This window comes from Kitasatospora sp. NPDC048545 (assembly GCF_040651155.1).
In the GTDB taxonomy this organism is placed as follows: Bacteria; Actinomycetota; Actinomycetes; order Streptomycetales; family Streptomycetaceae; genus Kitasatospora.
The window spans coordinates 16,129-32,691 of sequence record NZ_JBEZIQ010000058.1; the positions used below are offsets into that span (position 1 = coordinate 16,129).

The following is a 16,563-nucleotide window of genomic DNA, read 5'->3' on the forward strand; positions in this document are numbered from 1 at the left end:
GCCCGGAGTCCGGGCGTCCGCACGGGCGGGCCGCTCGGGGCTCGCGCGTACGGGCGCGGCGGATCCGGCGAGGCGGATCCGGGGTGGGGCTTCAGGCCCGCGGGGTGGGGCGCGGGGCCGTCCGGCCCGGGGCCCGCTCGGGGCGGGCCCGTCGGGGAGGGCGTTCGGGTCGGTCGGGTCGGTCGGGGGGCGGGCGCGTCCGGCCGCTGCGGTCAGCCGCGGTCGTCCGTGCTGTCCGTGCTGTCCGTGCCCGGCCGGGCGTGCAGGTGTCGGCGCAGCACGGCGAGCAGGTCGTCGAAGGCGGCGCGGGCGTCGGCCTCGGGAAAGCGGTCGCTGTCCCAGGCCAGCCGGACCAGCAGGTCGTCGCCGTGCGAGGCGGAGACGGCCAGCGGGGCGGCGAGCGGGCGGCCGGCCAGGTGGGTCTCCCGGCCGGGTGTGCCGCCGAGCACCAGCGGCGGGCGGCGGTGCAGGTCCTCCAGGGTGAGCATGGCTTCCAGGTCGCCCGTCCAGGGCGCCCCGGCGGTGCGGGCCGCGCGGACCACCTCGTCGAACGGGGTTCCGGCGTGGTCGAGGTCGTCCCACCACGCGTCGGCGAGGGCCTCCGGATCGTCCGTGGCGGCCGGACCGGCCGGGTGCACCAGGGTGTTGAGGAAGCAGCCGAGTACGGCGGGCGCACCGGGCGGCCGACCGCCCCACGGGTAGCCGAGGGCGAGCTGTCCTCCCCCGGCGGGCGCGCCGGACGCCCCCGGTGTCCGGTGCAGCCGGTGCGCGGCGACCCCGACGGCGTCCAGCAGGGCCGGGAAGACGGCGCTGCGGGCGGCGCCGCCGGCGGCCGGCAGCCGCTCGGCGAGCATCCCGGTGGACGTGGCCGCGCCGCCGCCCGTCCCGGTCAGGCCACCGAGCCGACGGCCCCAGTGGGCCTGCGCGGCGGGTCCGCCGGCGGCGTCCTCCGCGGCGAGCTGGAGTTCGACGGCCTGCCGGTAGTCGGCGAGGGCCTGCGGAGCGGGCCCGGCCGCCGGCGGTTCGCCCCGGCGGTACGCCTCGTCCTTCTCGTACGCCTCGGTCAGTTCGGCGGTCAGCACCCCGAGGGACTGCTCGTCGCAGGCCGCGTGGTCCAGCGCGAGGGCGAGCAGTTCCTCGTCGCCGGCCGGCTCCCCGGCGACCAGCAGGCGCAGCGCCGGCCCGTCGGCGGGCCAGTCCAGCAGGGCCGCGCGCAGCGCCTCGCGGGCCGTGCCGCCGGGGGCGACGGTGATCCGGGCGGCCTCGGCGGAGGGGCCGCCGACCCGCAGGACGGGTGTGCCGCGCACGGTCGCGAATCCGCCGCACAGGGCCGGGTGCCGGGCGGCGACGGTGGCCGCGGCACGGGCCAGCCGCTCCTGGTCGAGGGTGCCGCGCGGGTAGGCGAAGAACAGCGGGACGACGTCGGAGCGGCTCTGCGGCGCGAGTCGGCGGCTGATCAGGAACCGCCGTTGGGCTCCGGTCAGCGGGAGCAGTTCCACCGGGGACGCGGCGGCGGCGGAACGGTACCGGGCGAGGTAGGCGGAGGTGATGCTGGCGTGCACGGGAACGGTCTCCGGTTTCCGGTCGCGGCTCGGCAGGTGTGGGGTCGGTCAGGAGGTGGTGGGGCTCGTGGCGGGCTCCGCGGTGGCGGTCGGCCCGTCGGCGCCCTCGGCAGTGGTGGCTCCGGCGGTGGCTCCGATGGTGGCTCCAGCGGGTTCGGCCGCGGCGGGGCCGGCTGCGGCTGCTCGAACCGTGGCCCGCCCGTCGGCGGCCGGTTCCCCGGCAGCCGGCGCGACGCCGCCGGGCAGGTCACGCATCCGTCGCAGCGGTGACAGCAGCAGCGGCACCGGCACGAGCAGGAACCCGACCGCGCAGAGCCACAGCGCGGCACGCGGCCCGGCGGCGTCGGCGACGATCCCGCCACCCAGCGCGCCGATCGGCAGCGTGCCCCACACCAGGAAGCGCATGGTGGCGTTCATCCGGCCGAGCAGCTCGGGCGGGCAGACGCTCTGCCGGAAGCTGACCTGGGCGACGTTGTAGGCGACCGCGCCGAACAGCACCACACCGGACGCGAGGCCGAACAGCACCACGCCCGCGCCGCCGCCGGACAGCGGCCACAGCACCGCGAACGGCGCCGTCACGACGGTGGACAGCCAGATCAGCCGGGCCTGCCCGACCCACCGCGCCAGGTGGCCGGCGCACAGCGCGCCCGCCAGCCCGCCGACGGCGGAGGTCGACAGCAGCACGCCGATGGCTCCCGGTGCGAGGTCGAGCACCCGCACCCAGAAGACGGTCTGCACGGCCATCAGCACGGCGGCGAACAGGTTGGACACGGCGGTGGCGGTCGCGATCGCCCGCAGCAGCGGGTGCCCCAGCACGAACCGGACTCCCTCGGCCACCTCGGCGCGCAGCGAGCGCCCGGGTTCGGGCTCCGGCAGCTGCTCCTCGACCCGGATCCGGGTGAGCAGCAGCGCGGAGAGCAGGTAGCCGCAGGCGTCGGCGACGATGGCGAGCGGCGCGCCGAGCAGTTGGACGAGCCCGCCGCCGAGGCCGGGGCCGGCGATCTGCGCCGAGGAGCGGACGGTCTCCAGCGCGCCGTTCCCGCCGACCAGTTGCTCGCGCGGCAGGACGGCGGGCAGGAAGGACTGGTGGGCAACGTCGAAGAACACCGTCGCCACTCCCGTGACCAGTGCCACCAGGTAGAGCTGCAGCATGGTCAGCACCCCGAGCGCCGCCGCCGGCGGGATCGATCCCACCGCCAGGCAGCGCACGACGTCGGCGCGGATGAGTACCGGCAGCTTGCGCATCCGGTCCAGCCAGGCGCCGGCCGGCAGGCCGACCAGCAGGAAGGCCGCGGTCTCGGCGGCGGTCAGCAGACCCACCTCGAACGGGGTGGCGTCCAGCACCACCACCGCCACCAAGGGCAGGGCGACCAGGGTGACCTGACTGCCCGTCTGGGCTGCCGCAGCTCCGGTCAACAGGAGCCGGAAGTCGCGGTGGCCGAGCAGACGGGCCTGGCGGGGGTGAGGCTTCTCGTTCATCGGTTCGACTCTCTGTCACCCCTTCGACAGGGGGCAAGCACCGGGTCCGTTTCCGGACGAACCGCCGGTCGGCCGGATCCCGCCACTCCCCCGACCACCCCTTGCGCGCCTCTTACGGCCCCTTATGGGCCGGCCACGCCGTCCGCGCCGCCGGTCGGCCAAGGCGTCACCGGCCGGGCGTCACCCGGGCCGCCGCCGGCGCCACCCGTCCATTTCACCGTCCGATATTCGGACGTCACTTTTCCGGCCACCGGACGACACCAGTCAACTTGGCCGGATCCCGTGGAGTGCAGCTCGACCGTCACCTCATCGTGATATCGGCGTGACCATCCGTGGCCGTCGAACTGACCCAGGGGGCGCCACCCGGACCGCCGCCCCGGGCGAGCCGTCACACCGACCCCTCACCCGCCCGCCCGACGGGTGATCGCCAGCACCGCCATGTCGTCGTCCCGCGGCCCGCCGGTCCACCGCGCCACGTCCGCGACCAACGCGTCCAGCACCTCGCCCGGCCCGGCGAACGGACCCAGCGGGGCCAGCCCGAGCACCGGGTCGTAGAACTCCCCCGCCGCGTCCCGGGCCTCGGTCACCCCGTCGGTCACCAGCAGCAGCGTGCACCCGGCCGGGAACGGCCGGACCTCCGACGCGGGCCGCGCGATCCCCAGCCCGCCCATCCCCAGCGGCAGTCCCGGATCGGCTGCGTCCAGGCGCCGCACCGCCGGCCCGCCGCCGCGCGCGGAAGCGCCAGGGTCCCGCAGGACCGGGCCGGGGCCCAGCAGATACGGTCCGGGGTGCCCGCAGTCGAGCGTGCGCACCGTCCCCTCCCCCGGCGGGAACTCGACCAGCAGCGCCGTGATGAACCCCTCCATCCGCAGCTCCTCGCTCAGCTGATCGGCCTCCCGGAGCAGGGAGTCCTCCAGCGCGTCCGCGAGCCCCGCCAGGTCCGGCACCCGGTGCGAGTCCTCCCGGAAAGCACCCAGGAGCACCGAGACCGCCCCCACCGCGTGCAGCCCCTTGCCCCGCACGTCCGCGATCAGCGCGCGCACGCCGTACGGGGTCACCTGCAGCGCGTAGGCGTCCCCGCCGATCAGCGCCTCGTCCTGGGCCGCGTGGTACGAGGCCGCGACCGACAGCTCCCCCACCCGGGCGGGCGGCTCGGGCAGCACCGCCCGCTGCGCCGCCTCCGCGACCGACCGCATCCGCTCCAGCCGCCGCCCGTGCCGGGCCACCACGCGGTTCACCCCGATCCCGAGCAGGGCGGCGAAGGTCGTGTTCACCAGCTCCAGGTAGCCGTTGCCCGTCCCGATCGAGCCGTCCCGGGCGGAGAGCACCAGGATCCCGGCCACGATCGCCACCGCGACCGCGACGGTGTCCCGCAGGGGCAGCAGCGCCCCGGACAGCACGGCGGCGGCCGCCAGCATCGGATCGCCCCAGTAGTCCGCCGGGTCCAGCGAGTTCCAGACCAGCCCGCCGACGATCAACAACCACGGCGCGACCCGCACGTACGGCGGCCACTGCACGGACCTCGGGGGCATCGGCGACCTGGCTTCCGTCTCACCACCATCCGGAAGAACGTCTTCCGATCGTAGTCACGGGCCCCCGGAGCTCGCACGACGACCGCCCGACTGCCCGACGTCCTGACCGCCTGACCGCCTGACCGCCTGACCGCCTGACCGCCTGACCGCCTGACCGCCCGCACCGACCGCACCGACCGCACCGACCGCACCGACCGCACCGACCGCACCCGTCCGTACCCGGCGATCGGGGCCCGACCGGGTCGCGACCGGGCACCGAGCACCGAGCACCGAGCACCCGTCGGGATCCCCCACCGGCACGAGGCGAAGCCGCCCCGCTCAGCCGTCCCGGGTGAAACGCCCCGCACCCGGCCCGGTGAGCTGTCCCTCCGGCACCCGGCGCCCGTAGGCGACCAGCAACAGGTGCTCGGCCCTCCCCTCCACCGCGAGCGGGCCCCGCCCGTACGACCACGCGGTGTCCGTCGCCCGCAGCGCGACACCGTCCAGGCGCGCCCCGAAGAACCGCAGGGTGCGGGGCGAGACGCCGGCCAGCAGGGCGTAGGCGCGCGCCACCGGCAGCCGCCCCGGCAGGCCGAGCGCGACGGTGATGTCGAGGCCGTGCACGACGTCGTGCGCGAGCGCCGCGATCCGGCCGCCGACCGGCGGGCGCCACGGGTGGTCGGCGTGGTCGGACAGCGCGGCCGCCAGGTCACGCTCGGTCATGGCGGCGGCATCGCGGCGGGCGATCCGGTCGGCCATCCGGTGGACCCGGCCGCCGGAGCGCGCGAGTTCGAGGACCGTGCGCGCCGTCGAATGCCGGAAGCCGGTGCTCATGTGCGCGGCGACCTCCCGCACCCGCCAGCCACCGCACAGCGACGGCGAGTTCCACTGCTCCGGGGTGAAAGCGGCGAACACGGCGGCGAGTTCGCGGCGCTCGGCCGCGATCTGCTCACGGATCCACTCGGTCTGCCCGGTGTCCTGGTCCTTCGGCACGGTTCCCATGCGTCCAGCCTGCGGCCGGAACCGCACACCCGTCCAAGACCGGCTGGTTCTGCCACCTATGATCAGGAGTCATGGAACTGCGGCAGCTCCAGTACTTCGTCACCGTCGCCCAGCACGGCAGCTTCACCCGGGCGGCACAGCTGCTGCACCTGACCCAGCCCGGAGTCAGTTCCCAGATCCGGCAGCTGGAGCGCGAGCTGGGCCACCGGCTGCTCGACCGCTCGGGCCGCACCGTGCGCCTCACCCCGGCGGGCGAGGCCGTGCTCCCGCACGCCCGGGCGGCGCTCGCCTCCGCGTCGGCGGTCCGGCAGACCGCCCAGGAGTTCGACGGACTGCGGCGCGGACACGTACGACTGGGCATGGTCGCCGGGGCGGCGTTCACCCCGCCGCCCGGACTGGGTACGTTCCCCGGGCTCGCCACCACCCTCGCCGCGTTCCGCCAGGACCACCCCGGCATCGACTTCTCCCTGGCCGAGGACTCCACCGCGGCGATGATCGCCGCCCTGCGCGACGGACGACTGGACCTCGCCGTGATCGGACTGCCCGCCGCCGCGAGCGGACACGAGGGCGACGACGGCTGGACGACACTGGCCGGAATCGCCCTGCACACCGTGCTGGAGATGCCGCTGGTCGCGGCCTGCCCCGAACAGCACCCGCTCGCCGCCGCCCCGGCCCGCGCCGCCGCCCCCGCCGACGCCACCGGCACCGGCACCGCCACCGCCGGCCCGCACGGTTCCCCGCACGCCGCCGGCCGGGGCGACCCGCTCCCCGTCGCCGCACTGGCCGGTCACGCCCTGGTCAGCACCCCGCGCGGCACCGGGATGCGCACCGCGCTGGAGCGCGCCCTGGCCGAGACCGGGACGAGCCCGGCCATCGGCGTCGAGGCGGCCGCGCCACCGCAGCTGGCCGAACTCGCCGCGCACGGACTGGGCGTGGCCGTCCTGCCGGACCCGGGTACCGTCCCCGGGCTGAGGGTCCGCCCATTGGCCGACCCCGTCCCGCTGGTGCGGATAGCGCTGGCCTGGCCGGGCGGCCGACCCGTCAGGCCGCCGACCGCCGCCCTGGTCGCCCACCTGCGGACGGCCTACCCGGGACCGGCGGCCCCCCGGTCCGCGGGTTCCGGCGGCGTCGCCTTCGACGCCGCCCCCGCGCCCGCCCCTGCCCGTGCCCCTGCGGCCGCAGCCGCGACCGCCGTTGCCGCCGCTCCCTCGGGGATGTGCAGAAGCGCGGCCGCGCCGGCGACGGCCTCCCGGTCCAGCGGGAAGTAGCCTTGCGGCGGCGTGGCGTCGGTGCGGGTCCGGCCTCCCGCAGGCAGCACTGGTTCCGTCAACTCCCAGACCTCGACGGACTGTTGCAGAGACGCCTCGTACGTTCCGGGCGCCGGCTCGCCCAGCCCGATCGCCGCGCTGCGCCCCAGGCTCCCGGCGACGAAGGCGTACCGCTCGCCGAGCAGCGCGCCGACGATCCGCCCCGCACCGTTCCAGCCGCAGTCCAGCTCCCCCGCCGCCCAGGCGCTCGGGTTCCGCTGCAGGTGCCGGTTGTGCGAGAAGACCAGGGTCGGCCCGCGCCGCGCTTCGAGGTCTCGGATGTCGAGGAGGTTCTGCGCCATGAGCGCGTCCCGCAGTCCGAGCAGCCCGCTCAGCCGCTCGCCCGGAGTGAGGCCCGGGACCGCCGACTGCGCGTGGTAGCGCAGCAGCCCGATGCCCGCGGTCAGCCACGTCCTGGCCCTGGACCACTCGGCGTGGGAGGTCGCCGCGATCAACTCCGGCGCCCTCGCGTGGAGTCGGACGAGGAGGTCGTCGGCGGCGCAGCGCAGCCGCGCCGCCTCGGCGGTGGCACCGGGCGACTGCGCCGGGTCCAGCACCGCCTCGGCCCGGCTCCAGCGCTCGTCCGCGCCGGCCGGTCCGGCGATGTCCGGTCCGGCGGTGTCCGGTGCAGCAGGATCCGGGTCGGGTTCACGGCCGGGTTCACGGCCGGTTCGCAGGTAGTCGCGGGCGTGCTCCAGGTAGCGGCGCGGACTGGGAGCGCTGTAGTTCTCGGTCGGGGCGTCGAAGCCGTGGAAGGACAACCGCTCAACGGGTGCTCGGTCGCGGTTGAACTCGCTCATCCAGACGACGAGTTCACGGTTGGCGCCGTGCTCTCCGAAACCGTGCGAGAAGCCCCCGGCCATCGCGGCGTCCAGGGAGCCCACACCCTCCCGGACGTAGTCGTCCACCGCGAGCGCGGCCACCCGGTCGGTTTCCAGGGCGATCGACCGGAAGCCCCGGTCGACCAGCCCGGCGAACAGTTCGTTGCGGACCCACCCGAAGGCCGGTTCCTGGTGCGTCGGCTCGCCGAGGCCCAGCAACTCGCACATCGGGGTGACGAAGTCGTGAATGTCCTGACTCATGAGCCTCAAGCGTATCCTTGAAAGAACGGTTGAGACTTTGCCCGCACCAGCCCGCAGACTGCCGCGATCACGGCCACGGAAGTCTCAAACAGGCCCGAACGGAAGACGACAGTTGCGCCCCTCCGACCTCGCGCGCGAGCACGGCATCTCGACCCAGGCGGTCCGCAACTACGAGCGCGACGGCTGCCTCCCGCCCGCAGGCCGCACCCCCACCGGCTACCGGATCTACACCGAGCGGCACGCCGCCGCCCTGCGCGCCTACCTCGCCCTCGTCACAGCCTGCGGGCACACGACCGCCGGCCTCGTCATGACCGGAGTCCACACCGACCGCCTCGACCGGGCCCTGACCGCCCTCGACCGCGGGCACACCCAACTGCTGCGCGACCGGGAGACCCTCACCGCCGTCCGGGAGGCCGTCGGGCACCTCACCGCGGCACCGGCCGCGTCCTCCTCCACCCCCACCACGCCGGGGACCGCGCGGAACCGCCCGACACCGAACCGCCCGACGCCGACCGGCCCCCTCGCCATCGGCGACGTCGCCCGCCGGCTCGGCATCACCCCCGCGACCGTGCGCACCTGGGAGGCCGCCGGCATCCTCGCCCCGGCCCGCGACCGCGCCACCGGGCACCGCGCGTACGACCCGGCCGACGTCCGCGACGCCGAACTCGCCCACCTGCTGCGGCGGGGCGGCTACCGACTGGACCACATCGCCACCGTGGTGGGACAGGTCCGCACCGCGGGCGGCACCGAGGAACTGGCCGCCGCCCTCGACGGCTGGCAGCACCGCCTCACCGCCCGGGGCCTCGCCATGCTCACCGCCGCCGCCCGCCTCGACGACTATCTGACCCTGCGCTCCGAACCCCGAACCGCTTGACCTCAAGCGGACTTGAGGGACCAGAATCATCCCCATGACCACCGAATCGGACCGCACCGAAGTGACTCCTGCTCAGACCACGCACACCGCGACCACGCACACCGTGAGCACGGGCCCCGAAGCCGCCGACGCCGACATCCGCGCCGTCGAGGAGGTCGTGGCCGCCGTCGAACGCGCCCAGCGCGCCAAGGATCCCGACGCGTTCCTCGCCCTGTTCCACCCCGAGGCCATCTGGACCACGGCCCACGGCAAGGTCCTCGTCGGCCTCGACGCCATCGCCGAGTTCACCCGCGCCGTCCTGCCCGCCGCGACCTGGGACGGCCGAGTCACCTACGAGCCCGCCCACATCGGCTTCCTGCGGCCCGACGTGGCGGCCGTCAAGGTCCGCCAGGTCTACCAGCCACCGGCCGACGACCCGACGGGCGGCTCGGAAGGCGCCCCGCTCTACATCATGACCAAGCAGGACGACGGCCGGTGGCTGCTGCACGCCTGCCAGAACACCGAGGTGAAGACAGACCGGTAGCGCCCCGTCAGGCACGGCGGCGGGGTCCGGGCGGCCCCCGACCGGGAGACGGTCCGCACCCGCATCTGGCGACCGGTGGAGCACGATCCCGATGTCACCCCGGTCGCTCGACGGGCTCGACGGGCTCGGCGGACTGGGCGGACTCGATGCTCTCGACGGTCTCGACCGTCAGGTCACCGGGTTGGCCCGGGTTGGCCCGGGGCTCCGGATGACCGGGTGGACAGCCGGATCCGGTCGACGAGTTCACTCCATGTCTGCGCGACCGCCGCCCACGGTGGCACCTCCGCCGGGGGGCGCTCGTCACCCAGTCCGCCGATGAACAGGTGTCGGTGGGTGACCGTGTCCAGATGGCCGAGGACATCGAGGCGGTCGTCCACGAAGTGGGTGACCGCCAGCCGCTTGCAGACCGGTCCCTTGTCCGCGCGCTCCCGGACGAAGTGCACGTTCTCCGCCGGGACACCGGTACGGAGGAAGAACTCGTGGTGATGCAGCCACGCCCGGGTCCTACCAGCCACCTTGGGCCCCGCCTTGGACACGAGGTGCACCCGCCCCTCGAAGGGATCCGCCACCAGTCGGGCGAGGGCCTCGAACACGCCGTCCACGGCCGGGGTCAGCAGGGGCTGGGAGCCGAAGAACGAAGTGTCCTCTCCGGCGGCGATCCGGTCGACGATCACTCCGCCGACGTCCACCCCGAGCGTCGGGGGTGCCTGACGGGATCCCGGTCCTCGGTAGGGGGCAGGTCCGCCAGGTGACAGCCGCTGTTTCCTGGCCCGCGCCATCACCCTCACCCCGTGTCACAGACGACCTCGACAGTGCGGGAGCATGGCAGGTGCCCCCGCCCGGGGGCCAGTGAATTTCCGCCCTCCGGGGTCCGTGCGCGCGTGCCCGCGTGGCTGCGTGGCTGCGTGGCTGCGTGGCCGCGTGGCTGCCGCATTGTTCCGGCCGCCTCCGCGGTCTGCCCCGCTTGCCGGGGCCCGTCACCCCAGGTCGCCCTCACGACGTCGGGCGGCCTGGGGTGAACAGACGGCGCGGGGTCACTGGACGATGACCGCCATGTCCTGGTACGTCGCGTAGCCGGCGTCGAAGGTGGCCTCGCTGATCCAGGACTCCCCGCGGTTCGGGTCGTCGATCAGGAGCTGGCCGTCACGGACGGCGGAGACGACCACGGTGTGCTCGGACGGCCCCGCATAGAGCACCTGGCGGCCGTCGTAGGCGGTGTACGAGCCTGCCGCGACATCGCGCCAGCCGTAGTTGACCCAGACGATCGCCGGATGGCCCGCAGCCACCTGCGCGCGCACCTGGGACGGGCTGACGCCCTGTCCCGCCTGCACGACCGAGAGGCCGTAGGACCGCGCGGCCTGGGCAACCGGCGGGTAGTACACGCCGTAGCCGGTGCCGGCCGCCTCCGAGCCGTTGGGATCGCCGACGAAGGCACGGTACGGATCGCCGGAGAGCGGGCCGGAGACGCCCACCTGGTAGTGCACCCGGTCGACGCCGATCCGAGCGAGCACGGCCTGGTCCCCGACCTGGACGCCGCGAGCCGCCAGCACCATGCGCAGCGATGCCGCCTCGCAGTCGTTGGCCAGCTGCTGGGAGTAGAACGGGACCCCGGTGGCGGCGGCGCTCGACGGTGTGGCACAGAGCAGTGTGGCCGCACCGGCCAGGGCGGCGGCCAGCGCCGTCAACCGCCCGCCGCGCGGTAACCGCCTGGCCCGGCGGCGCGTGGGCTGCAGGTTGCGCGCGCGGTCGCGGACGTGGTCGCGGACGTGCTCGCTCCTCGTCATGGCGCTTCTCCTTCGCTGGATTCCCCCTTCCATGGCACCTCGTCCTCGCCCGTCCCGCAGCTGGGGAGACCGGGCGTGCCGGTGGGGGCCACGGTGCGCGACCCTCCGGGGTCGTTCCCCGCCCGCACGGCGCCGGGGGGGAGAACACGGCGGGCGGGGACCGGCGACAGCGCGTCCGCTGCCGCCGGCCGGGCGTGGTGCGGCAGGCTCCGAACCGACGCCCGGGAGCGTGCCGGTGCACCGGCCGCCGTGCCGCCGTGCGCCCCGGCCGGCCCGGGGTTCGCGCCGCCGGGGGGGCCTGTGGGTCAGCCGACCCGGGTGAGGCGGGCGGGACGGGAGGTGGGTCCGTCGACCGGCGCGGGCGGCTGGTCCTGGTCGGGCCGTTCGGGGTTGGCGAGCAGGATGGAACGTTGGAGGCGGCGCAGTGCGGAGGACGGTTCCATGCCCAACTCCCTTACCAGGGTGTTCCGTAGGCGCTGGTAGGCCTCCAGGGCCTCGCCGCGCCGCCCGGAGCGGTGCAGGGCGATCATGTACTGGCCGTGCAGGCTCTCGTGGGTGCGGTAGCGGTCGACCAGGACGGTGAGTTCGGCGAGCAGGACGCGGTGGCGGCCGAGCCTCAGGTCGGCCTCGATCCGCTGGTCCAGTGCGCAGAGCCTGGTCTCCTCCAACCGCTTGGCCTCGACCGCGAGTTGGCCCCCGACCGGGATGTCCGCGAAGGCCGGGCCGCGCCACAGTGCGAGCGCCTCGCCCAACTGGCGGGCGGCGAGCGGGAAGTCACCGGCGTCCATGGCGCGGTAGCCGTGCCCGGCGAGGCGGTCGAACTCCTGGAGGTCGACCAGGCCGCCCCCGCTGTTCAGCATGTAGCCGCCCGCCGAGGTGACCAGGACGTCCTTGGCGCAGGAGGCTCCGGGACCGTCCTCGCCCTGGGCGAGCGCGCGGTCGATGAGGTCGCGCAGTTGCAGGACGTAGGTCTGCACCGTGGTGCGCGCGCTGCGCGGCGGGCGGCCGCACCAGAGCTCCTCGGCGAGGACACCGGCCGGGACGACCTGGTCGGCCCGTAAGGCCAGCAGGGCGAGCACCTGCCGCGGTTTCGGGGCGGTCGGTACCACCGACGCCCCGCACAGTCGGACCCCCAAGGCCCCCAGCACCCGGATTTCCATGACGACCACCCCAAATCCAGACGGATCGGCGACCCCGACGGCCGCCGACCGGGCGGATGCTCCGCTGCTCGGCGCTCCCGCGAGACACCGCGGAGAGACCGGTTGAGCACCCGACGCCTATCCAAAAACAGGACGGACGGTTTGTCAATACAAAACCGAACGCGCTGTTTGTTTTTGGGCGGAGCAATCGCCCCTGGAGCGGGTCGACGGCCTCAACCGATCCACGTCGGCCGCCCGCCCGACCCACCGGGACGAGACGAAACCGACCCCCGCACCCCCGCCGAGCGGAGCGCACGGAGCGGACAGAACAGATGGAACGGACAGAGCAGACGGAACAGACGGAGCGGAGCGAAACCGGGAGCGACCGGTACTGCCGACCGAGCGGATCGGGGCGGGGCGCCGCGGAGGAAGCGGAACCCGGCGTGTCAGACGGAGCCGATCCCGCCCGCGCCTGCGCCTGCGCCCGCCTCGACCTCGACCCCGACCCCGGCCTCGCCTCCGCCGGTCTCCGCGGCCCGGGCCGCCTCCAGTTCGGCCACCACGCGGCCGCCGCGGTCCATCCCGAGGTCGAGGGTGGCGAGCACCCCGGGCACCGCGATGCTCGGCATCAGGTGCTGGTACAGCGCCGCGATGCGGCGCTCCAGGTCGGCCCGGCCGGACAGCTTCTGGGACTGGATCTGCACGCCCGTCCAGGCCCCGGTCACCAGCCACGCCGTCTCGGCGGGAATCACCTGGGGCAGCAGTTCACCCCGCTCGCCGGCCGACATCAGCACGCCCTCGGCCCGCTGGATCCACCCGGGCGCGGCGCCGCCGCTGAAGTCACCGAACACGTCCTGGCCGAGCGAGAGCCGCGCACCGGCGCTCAACAGCGGGTCGCGCGGCATGAGGTGGGCGACCACCATCCCGAGGTCCACGAACTCCTGGAGCTTGCAGTGCCGTTCGGGGAGGTCGTCCCGGCCGAACTGCTCCTCGACGACCCCCTGGGCGAGTTCCCGCTTCGACGCGAAGTGGAAGTACACCGCACCGCGGGTCACGCCCGCGCGGGCGACGACCTCGCCGATCGTGGCCCCCTCGTAGCCGTACTCGTCGAAGACCGACGCCGCCGCCTCCAGGATCAGTCGACGCGTCCGGACCGCCCGCTCCTGCCGCACCACCGCAACCACCCCGCCCGAAACGCTCGGCAAACAAAACCAAACACCCCGTATCTTACCCGTCGGGCCCGTGGATGATCCCTGCGTCCCAGGTCACATAGGGCCGTCCTTGAGCGATGAAAAACCGCGTGGACGGTATGGGTCACCCAGGTGGCCGGGACCTCCACTGGAGGCCTCCGAACCGGAACAGCAGCTCCTACTTGTGGCCGCCACTCCCGCGCGGAGCCCCCTCGTGATAATGAACTCGTCAAGTCCGAGTCATCAAATCGCCGCAGGTCAACCGGCCTTCACCAATCCGACACAGCCCGTGGAAGGGATCGGAGCCCCTACCCGGACGCTCGAACACCCATGCTCGGCCGCCGACGAACCTTCGTTCTGGCTCCTTGAAAAGCAAACCGGTAGGTACGTATCTTACGAGCCCTGAGCAGCCCACCCCGCCCGTCACGGCCTTTCGGAGCGCTCCCCATGACTCTGCTTGCCTTCCGCACGCCTGCCGCCGCCTTCACCACCGTCGAGGCCCCCGGGACCATCCCCGGACCGGGCCCGACCACCGGCCCGGCACCTCGCCTGACCAGCACCGTCGCCAAGGAGTACGTCCACCGGGCCTGCCACGCCGAGGTCTTCCTGACCGGCAGCCGGCAGCTGAACGAGACCACCTTCGCGGTCTCCGCGCAATGGCCCCGGGCGCACACCTTCTTCAGCACTCCGGACGGCACCCGGCACGACCCGATCCAGGCTGCTGAAACGATCCGCCAAGCCGGGCTCTACCTCGCCCACACCCAGTTCGGCGTCCCGCTCGACCACAAGTTCATGATGTGGAACCTCGACTACACCACCCGGCCGCGCCAACTGCTGATCGGAGCGGAGCCCACCGACCTCACCATCGAGGCGAAACTCCTCGCCCAGCCGCGCCGCAACCGCACCTCGGTCGACTTCACCCTGAGCACCGTCGTCCGGCGCGGCCCGCACCTGGCCGCCACCGGCTTCGCCCGCTTCACCACCGTCCCGGGCTCGACCTACCAGCGGCTCCGCCGGGGACGCCACGACGTCGACGCCCTGCCCGTGCCCGGCACGACCGCCGAGCCGCTGGCGCCGGCCCGGGTCGGCCGGCTCCGCCCGTGCGACGTCGTCCTCACCCCCGCCGACGCACCCGGCACCTGGCACCTCACTCCCGACTTCTGGCACCCCATCCTCTTCGACCACGCCAACGACCACATCCCCGGCATGGTCCTGCTGGAGGCGGCCCGCCAGGCCACCAACGCGCTCGCCAACCCGGCGACCGTCACGCCGACCGCCGCCGCCACCACGTTCCACCGCTACGCCGAGCACGACGCACCGACCATCATCACCGCCCGGCACACCCCCGGCGGGGACCCGGACGCCCTCACCACCACCGTGACCGGCCATCAGCACGGCGAGCCCATCTTCACCACCGTCCTCACCGGACACCCGGACCACCGCTGACCCGACCCACGCCGCCGCACCGCGCGGGCAGCCGGTACGGCCGGGATCGCCACAGCGACCCACACCACCCCGAACGGCCCACCCGACCTCCTCGACGCCCTCCCGTGGTCATCGCACCGCGTGGTCGGCTCGATCAGGCCGCCATCGGTTCAGGCAGACGCCCGACCGGGTTTCCCGGCCGGGCGTCCTGCGTGGGCGGCCGTCGAGCGCGGCGGCCACGGCCGAGTGCTCCGGAGGCCGGACGGGCAGGTCGGCGCCGTGGGGAAAGCACTGCTGCAGCCAGCCGTTGGCGATCTCGTTCGAGGCGCGCTGCCCGACCGGGGCCGACGGGACGGCAGAAGCGGACCAGGAGGTCGGCGGCGGGGGTGCACCACGCCGCGCGCCACCGCCTCGGCTCCCCGGCCGCGCGCCGGTCCCGAGTCAGCGACCGCACCCGGTGGGCGGACAGGGTCGGGGGCGTTGCGGCATCCTTCGGGACCCGAGCCTCGGCCCGGTGGGCAGTCCTCGTCCGGGCACCGAGGTCCGTAGGTCCTCAGGCCGACGGGCCGACGGGCCGGCGGAGCTCGGACACCGGCGGAGCCGCACGGGGGTCGGAAGCGGACGCGGACGGGAAAGGTCACCGCCGGCGCCGAGCGCCCCGGACGGCGAGTGCCGGCCGGAACGAACGTCACCGCGGCGGATCCCAGCGGGAACGCACCACCCCCTCGGTCTGGCACCGGAACGAACACCTGCGCGAGGATGTCAGCCCTTGAATCCGCTGCCAACGGGAGCACGCCGTGAGTGAAGTCGCTTCGCACCAGCACGAGTTAATCAGACTGACGGACCGCCCCGGCACCGACGACGCCCCCGGCCGGGACGGACGGACCGGTGGCCGCGCGGTCCGCGTACGGGTGCTCGGACGGCACGCGCCGGGCTCCCCGCTCGGGCACGACTGGCTGGACTGCGAGATCACCGTCACCGCCGACTCGGTGCGCGGACAGTTCGTCACCCTGGTGACCGATCGCCATCTGCAGCGCTGGGAGACGGCGTTGGACCGGCTGCGCCAGGGCTTCGCGGTCCGTTGGCTCGACGAGGAGCACGGCCCGGAGCTGAGGATCGAACCCGGGCGGCCAGGCGGGCTCTGGGTGACCGTCTCGGACACCGAGGACTCGGGCGTCACCCTCCGGGTCGTCCTCTCCCCCGCTGCGGGCTGGCTGGACGAGCAGCACGCGCTGCTCGCGCTCGTCCGGGACGCCTACCCGCCCGGGGAGATCGCCCCCGGTGTCCCGGCCTGGCGCGGGACGCCCGCGGACGACTGACCGATCGTCAACGGCTTTTTACGGCTTGACCTGACATCCGATCCGGCGAGCGACCGGGAAGCGCGAGAAGGAACAGCAGGGCCGCGCCGCCGAGCATGAACAGCGTGAGGTGGTGCAGCCCGTCCCCGGTGGCTCCGCGGGGCAGGAAGGCGGCGTTCACGGCGGAAGCGGCCATCGCGCCGAGGCAGGTGAAGGTGCGCAGCAGCCCGGCCGCGGAGACCATGGCGGCCGGGTCGACCTGGTGGTGGAGAGGGGTCCGGGTTCCGAGCCCGATCAACCCCCGCGCAATGCCCGCCACCGCGCCCACCGCGACCAGCAGCAGCACCGCCGGACTGTCCGCGCGCGCCGCCACCAGTGCGGCGCGGG

Annotated in this window: 14 protein-coding genes and 1 pseudogene; 5 read left to right on the forward strand and 10 right to left on the reverse strand. The window is 74.5% G+C overall.

Annotation, left to right across the window (positions count from 1 at the left end):
- Positions 1 to 212 precede the first annotated feature (212 nt).
- The 4 genes from AB0D10_RS37090 to AB0D10_RS37105 form a co-directional block, all read right to left on the reverse strand.
- On the reverse strand, positions 213 to 1,562 hold the full coding sequence (locus AB0D10_RS37090) for a non-ribosomal peptide synthetase (RefSeq protein WP_360264449.1): 1,350 nt from the start codon (positions 1,560 to 1,562) through the stop codon (positions 213 to 215).
- A gap of 48 nt (positions 1,563 to 1,610) precedes the next feature.
- Entirely contained in the window at positions 1,611 to 3,041 is a 1,431-nt protein-coding gene (locus tag AB0D10_RS37095) for an MFS transporter (protein ID WP_360264452.1), read from the reverse strand.
- Between the two features lie 401 nt (positions 3,042 to 3,442).
- Positions 3,443 to 4,573 carry a PP2C family protein-serine/threonine phosphatase gene (locus AB0D10_RS37100; protein ID WP_360264455.1) on the reverse strand — a complete coding sequence of 377 codons (1,131 nt, stop codon included), beginning with the start codon at positions 4,571 to 4,573 and terminating at the stop codon, positions 3,443 to 3,445.
- Positions 4,574 to 4,891: 318 nt separating this feature from the next.
- Positions 4,892 to 5,554 carry a maleylpyruvate isomerase family mycothiol-dependent enzyme gene (locus AB0D10_RS37105; RefSeq protein ID WP_360264458.1) on the reverse strand — a complete coding sequence of 221 codons (663 nt, stop codon included), beginning with the start codon at positions 5,552 to 5,554 and terminating at the stop codon, positions 4,892 to 4,894.
- Between the two features lie 71 nt (positions 5,555 to 5,625).
- Between AB0D10_RS37105 and AB0D10_RS37110 the strand changes: the two are divergent.
- Positions 5,626 to 6,627 (forward strand): annotated as a pseudogene (locus AB0D10_RS37110) (LysR family transcriptional regulator); the annotation flags it as partial.
- An 11-nt stretch (positions 6,628 to 6,638) separates the two neighbouring features.
- Here AB0D10_RS37110 and AB0D10_RS37115 read toward each other — a convergent pair.
- The gene (locus tag AB0D10_RS37115) at positions 6,639 to 7,943 is read right to left on the reverse strand and encodes an erythromycin esterase family protein (protein WP_360264461.1); all 1,305 of its coding nucleotides are present in this window, start codon (positions 7,941 to 7,943) and stop codon (positions 6,639 to 6,641) included.
- Between the two features lie 112 nt (positions 7,944 to 8,055).
- Here AB0D10_RS37115 and AB0D10_RS37120 point away from each other — a divergent pair, with 112 nt between their 5' ends.
- The gene (locus tag AB0D10_RS37120; protein ID WP_360264464.1) at positions 8,056 to 8,817 is read left to right on the forward strand and encodes a TioE family transcriptional regulator; all 762 of its coding nucleotides are present in this window, start codon (positions 8,056 to 8,058) and stop codon (positions 8,815 to 8,817) included.
- Between the two features lie 34 nt (positions 8,818 to 8,851).
- Positions 8,852 to 9,340: an SgcJ/EcaC family oxidoreductase gene (locus AB0D10_RS37125; RefSeq protein WP_360264467.1), complete on the forward strand. Its 489-nt coding sequence runs from the start codon at positions 8,852 to 8,854 to the stop codon at positions 9,338 to 9,340.
- Positions 9,341 to 9,513: 173 nt separating this feature from the next.
- Here the strand turns inward: AB0D10_RS37125 and AB0D10_RS37130 are convergent, their stop codons facing one another.
- The 4 genes from AB0D10_RS37130 to AB0D10_RS37145 form a co-directional block, all read right to left on the reverse strand.
- Entirely contained in the window at positions 9,514 to 10,029 is a 516-nt protein-coding gene (locus tag AB0D10_RS37130; protein ID WP_360264470.1) for a hypothetical protein, read from the reverse strand.
- Between the two features lie 345 nt (positions 10,030 to 10,374).
- Positions 10,375 to 11,124, reverse strand: a complete 750-nt coding sequence (locus AB0D10_RS37135) for a C39 family peptidase (RefSeq protein ID WP_360264473.1) — start codon at positions 11,122 to 11,124, stop codon at positions 10,375 to 10,377.
- A 305-nt stretch (positions 11,125 to 11,429) separates the two neighbouring features.
- Complete coding sequence (locus AB0D10_RS37140; RefSeq protein ID WP_360264476.1) at positions 11,430 to 12,284, reverse strand: AfsR/SARP family transcriptional regulator; 855 nt, start codon at positions 12,282 to 12,284, stop codon at positions 11,430 to 11,432.
- 425 nt (positions 12,285 to 12,709) lie between these two features.
- Positions 12,710 to 13,438 carry a ScbR family autoregulator-binding transcription factor gene (locus tag AB0D10_RS37145; protein WP_360264479.1) on the reverse strand — a complete coding sequence of 243 codons (729 nt, stop codon included), beginning with the start codon at positions 13,436 to 13,438 and terminating at the stop codon, positions 12,710 to 12,712.
- Between the two features lie 462 nt (positions 13,439 to 13,900).
- Here AB0D10_RS37145 and AB0D10_RS37150 point away from each other — a divergent pair, with 462 nt between their 5' ends.
- The gene (locus AB0D10_RS37150; RefSeq protein WP_360264482.1) at positions 13,901 to 14,899 is read left to right on the forward strand and encodes a ScbA/BarX family gamma-butyrolactone biosynthesis protein; all 999 of its coding nucleotides are present in this window, start codon (positions 13,901 to 13,903) and stop codon (positions 14,897 to 14,899) included.
- Between the two features lie 776 nt (positions 14,900 to 15,675).
- Positions 15,676 to 16,197 (forward strand): DUF5959 family protein, encoded by a 522-nt coding sequence (locus AB0D10_RS37155; protein ID WP_360264485.1) that lies wholly within the window; start codon positions 15,676 to 15,678, stop codon positions 16,195 to 16,197.
- Positions 16,198 to 16,204: 7 nt separating this feature from the next.
- On the opposite strand, the gene AB0D10_RS37160 is transcribed toward AB0D10_RS37155, so the two are convergent.
- On the reverse strand, positions 16,205 to 16,522 hold the full coding sequence (locus AB0D10_RS37160) for a hypothetical protein (RefSeq protein WP_360264488.1): 318 nt from the start codon (positions 16,520 to 16,522) through the stop codon (positions 16,205 to 16,207).
- Positions 16,523 to 16,563: the final 41 nt, after the last annotated feature.